12 protein-coding genes are annotated in these 12,394 nt (G+C 54.8%); 6 read left to right on the forward strand and 6 right to left on the reverse strand.

Translation table 11 applies throughout. The annotated features are described in order from the left end of the window. Positions 1-42: 42 nt before the first annotated feature. Positions 43-738 carry a cysteine hydrolase family protein gene (locus tag QMZ30_RS15190; RefSeq protein ID WP_283228010.1) on the forward strand — a complete coding sequence of 232 codons (696 nt, stop codon included), beginning with the start codon at positions 43-45 and terminating at the stop codon, positions 736-738. Here the strand turns inward: QMZ30_RS15190 and QMZ30_RS15195 are convergent, their stop codons facing one another. Continuing rightward, complete coding sequence (locus QMZ30_RS15195) at positions 739-1,086, reverse strand: hypothetical protein (protein ID WP_283228011.1); 348 nt, start codon at positions 1,084-1,086, stop codon at positions 739-741. It lies immediately after the preceding gene. A gap of 284 nt (positions 1,087-1,370) precedes the next feature. Here QMZ30_RS15195 and QMZ30_RS15200 point away from each other — a divergent pair, with 284 nt between their 5' ends. Further along, positions 1,371-2,363 carry a glycosyltransferase family 32 protein gene (locus tag QMZ30_RS15200; RefSeq protein ID WP_283228012.1) on the forward strand — a complete coding sequence of 331 codons (993 nt, stop codon included), beginning with the start codon at positions 1,371-1,373 and terminating at the stop codon, positions 2,361-2,363. A gap of 39 nt (positions 2,364-2,402) precedes the next feature. Here QMZ30_RS15200 and QMZ30_RS15205 read toward each other — a convergent pair whose 3' ends face one another. Next, positions 2,403-3,620: a BaiN/RdsA family NAD(P)/FAD-dependent oxidoreductase gene (locus tag QMZ30_RS15205; protein WP_283228074.1), complete on the reverse strand. Its 1,218-nt coding sequence runs from the start codon at positions 3,618-3,620 to the stop codon at positions 2,403-2,405. A 208-nt stretch (positions 3,621-3,828) separates the two neighbouring features. Here QMZ30_RS15205 and pitA point away from each other — a divergent pair, with 208 nt between their 5' ends. Next, positions 3,829-5,328 (forward strand): inorganic phosphate transporter PitA, encoded by a 1,500-nt coding sequence (pitA, locus tag QMZ30_RS15210; RefSeq protein WP_283228013.1) that lies wholly within the window; start codon positions 3,829-3,831, stop codon positions 5,326-5,328. A gap of 45 nt (positions 5,329-5,373) precedes the next feature. On the opposite strand, the gene uspB is transcribed toward pitA, so the two are convergent. Further along, the gene (gene uspB, locus QMZ30_RS15215) at positions 5,374-5,709 is read right to left on the reverse strand and encodes a universal stress protein UspB (protein WP_039328388.1); all 336 of its coding nucleotides are present in this window, start codon (positions 5,707-5,709) and stop codon (positions 5,374-5,376) included. Positions 5,710-6,130: 421 nt separating this feature from the next. On the opposite strand from uspB, the gene uspA reads away from it, so the two are divergent. Continuing rightward, on the forward strand, positions 6,131-6,568 hold the full coding sequence (gene uspA / locus QMZ30_RS15220; protein ID WP_039328387.1) for a universal stress protein UspA: 438 nt from the start codon (positions 6,131-6,133) through the stop codon (positions 6,566-6,568). A 98-nt stretch (positions 6,569-6,666) separates the two neighbouring features. On the opposite strand, the gene rsmJ is transcribed toward uspA, so the two are convergent. Continuing rightward, positions 6,667-7,416 (reverse strand): 16S rRNA (guanine(1516)-N(2))-methyltransferase RsmJ, encoded by a 750-nt coding sequence (rsmJ, locus tag QMZ30_RS15225; protein ID WP_039328385.1) that lies wholly within the window; start codon positions 7,414-7,416, stop codon positions 6,667-6,669. A gap of 8 nt (positions 7,417-7,424) precedes the next feature. After that, the gene (prlC, locus tag QMZ30_RS15230) at positions 7,425-9,467 is read right to left on the reverse strand and encodes an oligopeptidase A (protein WP_283228014.1); all 2,043 of its coding nucleotides are present in this window, start codon (positions 9,465-9,467) and stop codon (positions 7,425-7,427) included. A 222-nt stretch (positions 9,468-9,689) separates the two neighbouring features. Between prlC and QMZ30_RS15235 the strand changes: the two genes are divergently transcribed. After that, a complete protein-coding gene (locus QMZ30_RS15235; RefSeq protein ID WP_283228015.1) occupies positions 9,690-10,532 on the forward strand; it encodes a 23S rRNA (adenine(2030)-N(6))-methyltransferase RlmJ in 843 nt (280 codons plus the stop codon). Positions 10,533-10,637: 105 nt separating this feature from the next. Continuing rightward, positions 10,638-11,453, forward strand: a complete 816-nt coding sequence (locus QMZ30_RS15240; protein WP_283228016.1) for a CPBP family intramembrane glutamic endopeptidase — start codon at positions 10,638-10,640, stop codon at positions 11,451-11,453. Here the strand turns inward: QMZ30_RS15240 and rnz are convergent. Beyond that, a complete protein-coding gene (rnz, locus tag QMZ30_RS15245; RefSeq protein WP_039328381.1) occupies positions 11,450-12,361 on the reverse strand; it encodes a ribonuclease Z in 912 nt (303 codons plus the stop codon). The genes QMZ30_RS15240 and rnz overlap by 4 nt on opposite strands. Positions 12,362-12,394 lie beyond the last annotated feature (33 nt).

A 12,394-nucleotide genomic window follows, 5' to 3' on the forward strand; every position in this document is an offset into this window, starting at 1 on the left:
GAAGTCACCCTGATTTCCTCTTAACCCCCAGGATTACAAACTATGAAAAACTTCTTTGCTTCAAGCACCCTGGCATTAGCGATGGCAATTTCAGGCTGTGCCATCGCAGAAGAGCGTACGGCAGAAAACGCACCGACCATTCGCACCATGAGCGGGGCCACCGCCACTACGCAACTCACCGCTAAGCAAACCGCCGTTATCGTTATCGATATTCAAAACGAGTATTTCCCCGGCGGTAAGATGCCCATTCCCGATGGCATGCAAGCACTGAAGAACAGTAAGCGTATCGTTGAATTTGCCCATAAAAACGGCATGCCGGTGTTCTTCGTGCAGCATCTCGGCGCGGCGGATGGCCCACTGTTCGCCAAAGGCAGCCGCTTCGCCGAATTCCACAAAGATTTGCAGCCGGGTAAAAATGACCGCGTGATTAGCAAAGCCACGCCAAGCTCGTTTGTCGGCACCGACTTGCAACAGCAGTTGGATGCGCTGGGCATTAAACAAATTATTGTGACCGGCCTGATGACGCATATGTGCGTCTCGTCCACTGCACGAGATGCAGTGCCACTGGGTTACTCAGTGATTATTCCAGAAGATGCCACCGCCACGCGCGATCTGGCTACCTGGGATAACAAAGTCGTCGACCATAAAGTACTGCAGCAGAGCGCACTGGCAGGCGTTGCCGATGTCTTCGCTGAAATCAAAACCACCGATGCAGTATTAGCCATGCCAGTAAAATGATTACTGGACCACTTTACCCGGCAGTAATTTCTCAGACATAACGCGTCGGCAGGAGAGACTCTCCTGCCGCGCTTGTTGCTGCTGTTCAGGCGTTAAATCCTGCCACACGGTTTGCAGATGGTCTGCAAGACCTGGCTGAAAATGAATTTTCTGCAGCGCGTAATCGGAATTGCTGCCTTCGATGATCTGCTGCATCGCCTGGGTTGAGTTGTCGCGCCCATCGTGCGTCAGCGTACAAAACATGGCGATGTAATAGCCTTTGTCTTCATCACTGTAGTGCGGCATCAGCCACCAGACCAAGGCACTGATGACGATAACCGCAGGCAGCAAAAATTTGAGTTTTAACATATCGAGATTGGCCAACTTAAAAAGAATCGCGGCGATCTTAACAGATTCTCCGGTTAACAGAGGCTAAACGCTTGCTTTGCAAGGCACGGATTTCTGCACCCTCTGCGTATTCTCTTAAAGTTGGGTTTTTCGGGTTTATTTATTGAGCAGTTCGGCGCTGTTTGTTAATTTTAAGCCACTTTTCGGGCCATTATCGGCTCATTGCGCCAGCTGTTTCAGGGCCAGTTTAGGTCCATATTTGGGCAAAAACTGGGATAGCGGGCGACCTGGCTACAGGAATCACCATGTTCGACAACAAACTCAAATTACATCTGGTCTCGTTGGCTTTGCTGGCGGAAAAAAAACTGACAACCCGTAAGCGCCTGCCCGACTACAACAGGATCGCCGAGCAGGATATCCATTTTCAGGCCCGTGCCAATTCCCCTGCGCCGATTCCGCGTCAAATTTGGATGTACTGGGAAAGTGAAAAGCTGCCCGCTGAAGTACAAATCTTTGTTGATAAAATAGCACGTGAAAACCCCGGCTATGCGCTGACGGTGATTAACAACCTCAACATGCACGAGTATTTGCCGGACCTGAAGTTCGTTCACCCGGATATGCGCGCATCGCATAAAAGTGATGTGGTTCGCCTGGAGTTACTGCACCGCTATGGGGGTATCTGGATGGATGCCACCATCATTCTCAATCGCACGCTGGATGAACTGCTGGCGGTCAATGCGGATCAACAATATGACCTGATCGCCTTTTATCGCGAGGAGTCGATTCGCGACCGCGATTATCCGGTGATTGAATCCTGGTTCCTGGCGGCACCGAAAAACAATGCCTTTATTGGCCGCTGGCTGGACTGTTTCCGCCCCATCGTTGAATTAGGTTCTGCCGCATTTTTCCAGCAACTGCTGGCGCTGCCCAACTACGACACCATTCTGCAAGGCATTAAAACGCCAGATTACCTGGTAGTCTATATCGCGCAGCAACAGGCACTGCGCGAAGAGAATCAGTACAACTTCTATCTACGCAAGGCGGAAGCCGGTGCGTTGCTGTATCAAACCCTGAGCGGCTGGCGGCCGGTAAAACTGAGTCGCATGCTGATGGTGGATGCGTTGCCGGAGATTTTGCCGCCGGTGTATAAACTCACCAGCTTTGACCGCAAATATATCGCCACGCATCTGAAATACGGTGTGGTGAACAGAGATAGCCTGTTGGGACGTGTGCTGTTACAGGATCAGCCCAGCACGCTGGCACCCGCCTCGACGTTGGCGGGAAAAGCGGCACAATAGCGAAGTCATGTTGGCGTGTGCGGCCATGGAAACGGATATTTACAGCGCCTGCGCGCACGCCCAGGCCGAACTCCATGCCCACTGGAAGTTATACCCGCCCAGCCAACCGGTGACATCCACCACTTCGCCGATAAAGTAGAGTCCGGGCACGTCGCGCGCTTCCATGGTTTTTGATGAAAGCTGGGTGGTATCCACACCGCCCAGAGTTACTTCCGCGGTGCGATACCCTTCGGTGCCGTTGGGCTGCACGCGCCATTGATGCAGCGTATTCACCAGTTCACCCTGCTGTTTGCTATTCAGCTGCTTCAAGGTGACATCCGGGATCTGCTTAAGCTCCTGCAACACTTCCACCAGCCGCTTCGGCAAGATTTTCGCCAGGCTGTTTTTCAGGCTGAGATTGGGATGCGCCTCGCGCTGCACGTTGATGAAATCCTCCAGCGAGGTTTCCGGTGACAGGTTGATGGTGACGAATTCCCCAGGTTGCCAGAAACTGGAAATTTGTAACACCGCCGGGCCTGACAAACCGCGATGGGTAAACAGCATCGCTTCTTTAAACAGCGTGCCGTCTTGCGCCGTGATGGTAGTCGGCAATGCCACGCCCGACAGCGTGTTTAGCTGATCCAGCAACGGCTTATGCAACGTAAAAGGCACCAGCGCGGCGCGCGTCGGGAAGACTTTCAGGCCAAACTGTTCGGCGACTTTATAGCCAAACGGCGTGGCACCCAGCCCCGGCATCGATAATCCACCGCTGGCGATCACCAGTTTTTCTGCCTGAACCTCTGAGCCGTTGAGTTGCAGCGTGTAACCCTGCTCGTCGCGTGCCACGCTCAGCACTTCACTGCGCAAACGCAACGTCACCTGTCCGGCTTCACACTCTTTTAACAGCAGATCGACAATCTGCTGGGCCGAATCATCGCAGAACAGCTGGCCGAGGGTTTTCTCGTGATAGGCAATGCCATGGCGGTTCACCAGATCGATAAAATCCCACTGGGTATAACGTGCCAACGCCGATTTGCTGAAATGCGGGTTGTGCGAAAGATACGCCGCCGGTTCGGTGTACATATTGGTGAAATTACAACGACCACCGCCCGACATCAGGATTTTACGCCCGGCCTTTTTGCCGTTATCCAGCAGCAGCACGCGACGACCTAACTGTCCTGCCTGCGCTGCGCAGAACATGCCGGCTGCGCCTGCACCAATAATGATAACGTCAAACTTGTCCACAGCTCTTAACCCACCTGATTGAAAGGCGCTGATTGTAGAGATCTGCGGCAATTCGCGCCAGCGTCAAAAAAATGCCGCAAATGTGTCATAATGTAACTGCCTTATTTTTCAGCCTTTTTGCCCTACCTCACTGCATTAATGACAAAATTAAGACAAAAAGGGACTATATTTTCCTTTCACATCATGCGTGTTGTCGCAGATAATGCGCCGCGTTCATGTCCTCCAAAATGGCGTAACGTTTATGCTGCATCTGTTTGCTGGTCTTGACCTAAGCACCGGCCTGTTTTTGGTTATTGCTCTGCTGTTCGTATTGTTCTATGAAGCAATCAACGGTTTCCACGACACGGCTAACGCAGTCGCTACTGTCATTTATACCCGTGCGATGCGGGCGCAGTTGGCGGTTGTGATGGCTGGTGTTTTCAACTTCTTAGGCGTTTTGCTGGGCGGTTTGAGTGTGGCCTATGCCATCGTGCATATGCTGCCTACGGATCTGCTACTGAACGTCGGTTCCGCACATGGCCTTGCCATGGTGTTCTCCATGCTGCTGGCAGCCATTATCTGGAACCTCGGTACCTGGTATCTGGGTTTACCGGCCTCCAGTTCGCATACATTGATTGGCGCCATTATCGGTATTGGTCTCACCAATGCCCTGATGACCGGCACCTCGGTGGTTGACGCGCTCAACCTGCCGAAAGTGATCAATATTTTCCTTTCTCTGATTCTGTCACCGATTGTCGGTCTGGTGATTGCGGGTTCGCTGATTTTCTTGCTGCGTCGCTACTGGAGCGGCACCACGAAACGTTCGCGCATCCACATGACCCCTGCAGACCGTGAAAAGATCGATGGCAAGAAGAAGCCACCGTTCTGGACACGTATTGCGTTGATTGTCTCGGCGATCGGCGTGAGCTACTCGCACGGTGCTAACGATGGTCAGAAAGGCATTGGCCTGATTATGTTAGTGCTGATTGGCGTAGCACCGGCCGGTTTCGTGGTGAACATGAATGCCTCCGGATACGACATCACCCGCACACGTGATGCCGTTAATCATCTGCAGCAGTACTATCAGCAGCATGGTGATTCACTGACGCACATCGTGCAGATGGCGCCTCCTGTGGTGCCGACGCCGGAAGAGTCAGTGGGCGGTCCGCATGAGTTCCATTGCGACAGCAGTCGTGCCCTTCAGGCTATCGACCGCGCACAAGGCTTGCTGGCTAATCTGAACAGCTACGATCAACTGACCGTTGATCAGCGTAGCCAGATGCGTCGTTTGCTGATGTGCGTATCGGATACCGCTGACCGCGCTGCGAAGCTGCCGGAGACCAGTGCTGATGATAAGCGCTTCCTCAACAAGCTGAAGAGCGATCTGCTGGGCACCGTGGAGTACGCACCGGTCTGGATCATCATGGCTGTAGCGTTAGCGCTGGGCATCGGAACCATGATTGGCTGGCGTCGTGTGGCGACCACTATCGGTGAAAAAATCGGTAAGAAAGGCATGACCTATGCGCAGGGCATGTCGGCACAGGTGACCGCAGCGGTCTCCATTGGTATCGCCAGTTACACGGGTATGCCGGTGTCGACCACGCACATTCTGTCGTCATCGGTTGCCGGCACCATGCTGGTTGATGGCGGTGGCTTACAAAGCCGCACCATCAAAAATATCGCCATGGCATGGGTGTTCACTCTGCCGGTGTGTATTGTGCTGTCAGGTTCGCTCTACTGGATTGCCCTTAAGATTATTTAAGCCTTCCGTAGAGAACAGAGGGGCGACAGCAATGTCGCCCTTTTTTTATTGCCAGATCGCCATGGCTATCAGGCTCACCACCACCAGAAAACACAGCCCACTGGTCAGCACAAACTGCCCACGCACGCGCTCGCAGCGGCGAATAAATTCGTCGTCGTGATGATCGCGATAGCGCTTATCCCAGATATAACGCACCAGCCGCACCTGCTTACTTGGCTGGCCATGAGACGTGAAGAACCCCGCCCCATCCACATATTGATACAGCAGCGGATCACAACCGCGCAGCACAGCCAATAGCGAGCGCAAAGAAGAGAAGTAGCGCGCCATATTCACCAGACAAACCACACACAGAGCCCAAAAAAGCGCGATAGTGCTGATCATGTTCCCCTCCCAGCTGGAGCCGCAATGACGTCGAATGCAGCGGGGAAATGCTGTAGACGCCCCACGGGAAATAAACCAGCCACAGATGAATCGAATTGCATTGTTGTTATGCGAGCCCGAGCGCGTAACCCAGACGGCGGTGGCACTCATTTTCAGTGTAGGAGATCTGTTCAATTTTTTTCCAGCGATGATTTTCGTTCATCGCGAGTGAAAATCGCGATAGCGCTTGATCTTCCTCACAAGCGAGCCGCAGATTGCAGCATTTGTTAACAACTCTGGCTATACTCAAAACATAACAACATACGCCTGTAGGCATAAATTGTGGCTGGCGGCGCTTCATCGCCATTGTGCGCAAAGGACAACGCCCGCCGTGAAGGCAAACTTCGGGTTGCCCCCAGAATCTTGAGAAAGGAGTTTTATCATGGCTTATAAACACATCCTGATTGCAGTAGACCTTTCCCCGGAAAGCCAGTTGCTGGTTGATAAAGCCGTTTCGCTGGCCCGCCCCTACGACGCTAAAATCTCTCTCATTCACGTCGATGTGAACTATTCAGACCTCTACACCGGGCTGATTGACGTCAACCTGGGTGACATGCAGAAGCGCATTTCCGAAGAGACCCACACCGCACTGAAAGAGCTGTCAACCAACGCCGGTTATCCGATCAGTGAAACCCTGAGCGGCAGCGGCGATCTTGGCCAGGTGCTGGTGGATGCGATTAAAAAGTATGATGTGGATTTGGTGGTGTGTGGCCACCATCAGGATTTCTGGAGCAAGCTGATGTCTTCAGCACGTCAGCTGATCAACACCGTGCACATTGATATGTTGATTGTGCCTCTGCGTGATGCAGACGACGAATAAGCCGCAACCGTCTGTTTGGTCGGCATAAATGCTGCCCAAACAACGCACCATGGCATCGGTAAGGTCGGCATTTATGCCGACCTTTTAACAGGAAAGCATTAAACCAATGGCGGATAAATATCAAACCGATGGCTTTTGGTGACCACTGCAGATTGAGTTTCCACACCCGCTAATGGCGGTGCGTAATCCGGGCGCTTTACCACGATGCGTTTTTTTGCCAGGCGTCGCGCCGGTTCCAGCAACGCATCAGCGTCTTCATCCGGCCCCACCAGCGACTGAAACACGCGCATCTCTTTCTTCACCAGCGCGCTCTTCTGACGATGCGGATACATCGGGTCGAGATACACCACATCCGGCGCGGGTGTGATATCACTCAACGCCTGTTGGCTCACCACATGCAGCAACGTCAGCCGTTCACGCAGCCAGCCGCCAATCTCAGCATCTTCATATCCCCGGCGTAAACCATCATCCAGCAACGCGGCGACCACCGGATGGCGCTCCAGCATGCGTACGCGGCAACCCAACGCCGCCAGCACAAAGGCATCACGCCCCAGCCCCGCCGTTGCGTCAACCACATCCGGCAAATAACCGCCTTTGATGCCCACCGCTTTCGCTACCGCTTCACCCCGACCACCACCAAACTTACGGCGGTGCGCCATGGCGCCAGAAACGAAGTCCACAAAAATGCCGCCCAGTTTCGGCTCATCCCGTTTGCGCAGCTCAAGATGTTCCGATGTCAGCACCAGCGCCATCACGGACTGATCGTCATGCTGCAAACCCCAGCGCTGCGCCAGATGTAATAAGGCGCCGTCTCCGGCGCCTGTTTCATCGATTAAACCGATATTCACAAGCAGGTTTATCCCTGAATTCCGTAGTGTTCCAGCATCGCATCCAGTTGCGGTTCACGGCCACGGAAGCGTTTGAACAGCTCCATTGGCTCTTCTGAACCGCCGCGCGTCAGGATGTTATCGAGGAACGACTGACCGGTTTGACGGTTGAAGATGCCCTCTTCTTCGAAGCGGGAGTAAGCATCCGCCGCCAGCACATCCGCCCACAGATAGCTGTAGTAACCCGCAGCGTAACCGCCCGCGAAGACGTGGCTGAAGGCGTGTGGGAAACGGCCCCACTCTGGGCTTGGCACCACGGCAACCTGCTTCTTCACTTCACGCAGCGTTTCGAGGATTTGCGCACCTTTTTCTGGATTGAATTCCGTATGCAGACGGAAATCGAACAAGCCGAACTCCAGTTGACGCAGGATAAACAGCGCCGCCTGATAGTTCTTCGCTGCCAGCATCTTGTCCAACAGATCTTTTGGCAGCGGCTCACCGGTTTCGTAATGGCCGGAGATAAACGCCAGCGCGTCCGGCTCCCAGCACCAGTTTTCCATAAACTGGCTCGGCAGTTCGACCGCATCCCATGGCACACCGCTGATGCCCGATACGCCAGGCGCTTCGATGCGGGTCAGCATGTGGTGCAGACCGTGACCAAATTCGTGGAACAGCGTAGTCACTTCGTCATGGGTGAACAACGCAGGCTTGCCCTGCACCGGACGATTGAAGTTACAGGTGAGGTACGCCACTGGCTTCTGCAGGCTGCCATCGGCTTTACGCATCTGGCCGACACAATCATCCATCCAGGCGCCGCCACGTTTGTGCTCACGCGCGTAGAGATCGAGGTAGAAACTGCCACGCAGCTCACCGCTTTCATCAAACAGATCGAAGAAGCGCACGTCCGGATGGTAAACATCGACGTCTTTGCGCTCTTTCGTGGTAATGCCGTAAATGCGTTTGACCACTTCGAACAAGCCGCTGACCGCACGCTCTTCTGGGAAATAAGGGCGCAGCTGCTCATCGCTGATGGTGTAAAGATGCTGCTTCTGTTTCTCGCCGTAGTAGGTGAGATCCCACGGGTTCATCTCATCAACGCCGAACTCTTTTTTGGCGAAGGCACGCAGCTGTGCCAACTCTTTCTCGCCCTGAGGACGCGCACGCTTGGCAAGATCGGTCAGGAAGTCGATGACCTGCGCCGGGTTTTCCGCCATTTTGGTGGCAAGGGATTTATCCGCGAAGGAGTCGAAGCCCAGCAGTTGTGCCAGTTCGTGACGCAGTGCCAGCTCTTCCGCCATCACCGGGCCGTTATCCCACTTACCGGCATTTGGCCCCTGCTCAGACGCACGCGTCGAGTACGCACGGTACATCTCTTCGCGCAGGGCAGCGTTATCACAGTAGGTCATCACCGGCAGATAGCTCGGGATATCCAGCGTCAGCAGCCAGCCTTCTTGCTCTTTAGCTTCGGCCTGCGCTTTTGCCGCCGCCAGCGCACTCTCTGGCATTCCCGCCAGATCCGCTTCATCGGTGATCAGCTTGTTCCAGCCCATGGTGGCGTCGAGCACGTTGTTGCTGTAGGTCGAACCCAGTTCAGACAGACGCGCCGCGATTTCGCCATAGCGCTTCTGCTTCTCTTTATCGAGGCCGATACCAGACAGCTCGAAATCACGCAGCGCGTTATCGACGGCTTTCTTCTGTGCGATATCCAGCGCGGCATAGCTGTCGCCCTGTTTTAAATCACGGTAAGCCTGATACAGGCCTTCATGCTGGCCTACCCAAGTGCTGTATTCTGACAGCAGCGGCAGCGTCTGCTCGTAGGCTTCACGCAGTTCCGGGCTGTTTTTAACCGAATTCAGGTGACTGACCGGGGAGAAAATACGGCCCAGACGGTCATCCACTTCAGCCAGTGGCTGCACTAAATTATCCCAAGTGTAAGGCGCACCCTGCGCCACCACGCGTTCCACTTCGGCACGGCAGTTGTTCAGCGCTTCAGTGACAGCGGGAACCACGTGCTCAGGTTTGATGGCGGAAAACGGCGGGAGCGAAAAAGGGGTGAGTAACGGATTGGTCATAAGCGCAGTCCTTTCATCGTAGTGTTCGGGCGCGAGATTCGCGCGACGCAATCTTTCTAACATGCGGTCAGAGAGCCTGAAAATCAATGCCACTAAGGATGGACCGACGAAGAAAAAAGCGCGAGCGCCAAAACGTCAGCAATTTTTACGCAGCACGGCTATAATCGCGCCACACACGATGTTTTTTACTCCTTTTGATCCAACCGCGGACCTCTCTTTTTTATGCTCAGTTATCGCCACAGTTTTCATGCCGGCAACCACGCCGACGTGCTCAAACATACCGTTGAAAGCCTGATCCTCACCGCGTTGATGGAGAAGGAAAAACCGTTCCTGTATCTGGATACGCATGCCGGTGCCGGCCGTTACCAGTTGAGCGGAGAGCACGCCGAGCGTACCGGTGAATATCTGGAAGGTATTGCGCGCATCTGGCAGCAGCCGGACACGCCTGAGCTGCTGAAGCCCTATCTGTCGGCGGTGCGCAACCTCAACCCACATGGCACCTTGCGCTACTATCCTGGCTCGCCGCTGATCGCACGCCATCTGCTGCGTGAAGACGACAAGCTGGAACTGACCGAACTGCACTCCAGCGATTACCCGCTGCTGCGCAACGAATTCAGCAAAGACAGCCGTGCACGGGTGGCACGTGGTGACGGCTATCAACAGTTGAAGGCCAAACTCCCGCCGCTGAGCCGTCGTGGTTTGATTTTGATCGACCCACCGTATGAGCTGAAAAGTGATTATCAGGATGTAGTGAAAGGGATTCAGGAAGGCTACAAGCGTTTTGCCACCGGGGTGTATGCGCTGTGGTATCCGGTGGTGCTGCGCCAGCAGATCAAACACATGATCAAAGACCTGGAAGCCAGCAACATCCGCAACATTCTGCAGATTGAACTGGCGGTACGCCCAGATAGCGATCAGCGCGGCATGACTGCCTCCGGCATGATCGTGATTAACCCGCCGTGGAAGCTGAAAGCGCAGATGGAAGAGCTGCTGCCTTGGCTGCATCAGAAGCTGGTGCCAGCAGGTACGGGCCATTACAGCGTGACGCAGATCGTACCCGAGTAAGCACATCCCTTGCCAACGGGCGCGCCAAGGCTCGCCCCTACAGATGATTTGTAGGGTGCGGCCCTTGGGTCGCCCGAGCCGCCTCTCTTTCAAAGGACCCTTGTTATGTGGATCATTCTGGCTGGCGCGCTCACGGTGCTGTCGCCTGCCAAACGTCTCGCCGTGCTGTTGCTGCTGCTGACGACGCTGATGGGCCTGTTCCAGGACGTGCTCGACTGGCCTGCTCTTGCCATCCTGGGTGCGATCGCGTTGCTGGCATGGGTTCGAGTGGAAAATCCCACCAACCGTGCCGTGCTGCTGATTAGCGAAGCCTTACTGGTGCTGATCGCGGGCGGCTTGTTCCTGCACCTACTGCCCGGTTTCAATAACCCACGCCAGATCGAAGACTTACAGGCTGGCCCCAACAGCGTGCCGTTCAGCTTCTACTACAACTTCGATAAAGCGCTGATTCCGTTTGTACTGCTGGCGGCGTTGCCGACGCTGTTCCGCACACAGAAGTTTCCCCCAGCGCACAAGATCCTCTGGGTACTGCTGTTAGCGGCGATCCCGCTACTGCTGTATATCGCCGTGTTGTTGGGTGGACTGGCGATTGAGCCTCACTGGCCTGACTGGCTCGGCAGCTTTATGCTGGCGAACCTGTTTTTTGTCTCGCTGGCGGAAGAAGCTTTCTTCCGGGGCTATCTGCAACAGCGTCTACGGCAGAAAATCGGTGGCGTGGCAGCGCTGTTGATCGCCTCTCTGCTGTTTGGTCTGGCGCATTTCCCCGGCGGCATGTTGCTGGTGATTTTCGCCACGCTGGCCGGCCTGATATACGGCCTGGCGTGGCACTGGAGCGGACGCGTGTGGGTCGCCACCGGCGTGCATTTCTTGCTGAATCTGACGCACCTGCTGTTTTTCACTTATCCCGCGTTACAGCATTAAATCTCGAACACCGCGAAATCACGTGCCAGTTCGGTAGCCATAAACACCGACTGGCACTCCGCCAGCAATCTCTCCCGATCACTCGACACATAGCGCGAACTGAAATGCGTGGCGATCATGCGCTTCACCCCCGCCAGCCTGGCCACTTCGGCCGCCTGAACCGTGGTGGAGTGGCCGCGACCATTGGCCTTCTCGGCCAGTGCTGCTTCCAGCGTGGTTTCATGCACCATCACATCCGCGTTGGCGGCCAACTGCAGCGCCACATCGGTAGGGCCGGTATCACCAAAAATCGCCACCACTTTGCCTTTGGTGGCGGGCCCAAGATACGCCGCACCGTCGATTTCACGTCCATCATCCAGTTGAATGCGTTTGCCCTGTTTTAAATCCTGATACCACGGCCCACGTGGCACACCCTCGGCTTTTAACCTTGGTGCATCCAGAAAACCCGGCTTGTCATGCTGTTCGATGCGGTAGCCATAACACTCCACCACATGATTCATCGGATAGGCGGTGACGCGGAATTCACCGTCATCTAATACCTCACCGGCTTCGATTTCGATTATCTCCAGTGGAAAGCTGGTGTAAGAGCCGCTCAGGCTGAGCGCCGTCTCGATAAACTGTTTGATACCTTGCGGACCATAAATGGTCATCGGCTCCAGCAATCCCGCCATTGAGCGGCTGGTGAGCAAACCCGGCAGGCCAAAAATGTGGTCACCGTGCAGGTGGGTAATGAAGATTTTTGCCAGCTTGCTGGGCTTAAGCGCGGAGCGCATAAACTGATGCTGGGTCGCTTCACCGCAGTCGAACAGCCAGGTGTCACCGCGTTTCGACAGCGTCAGCGCAATGGCGGTAACGTTGCGTTGCAGGCTCGGCGCACCCGCGCCAGTGCCAAGAAAAGTCAGATGCATAGTTTTCTTCCCTGTGAGCGAAACCTGAATAAC

Source organism: Pantoea sp. EA-12, from assembly GCF_030053355.1.
In the GTDB taxonomy this organism is placed as follows: domain Bacteria; phylum Pseudomonadota; class Gammaproteobacteria; order Enterobacterales; family Enterobacteriaceae; genus Pantoea; species Pantoea vagans_C.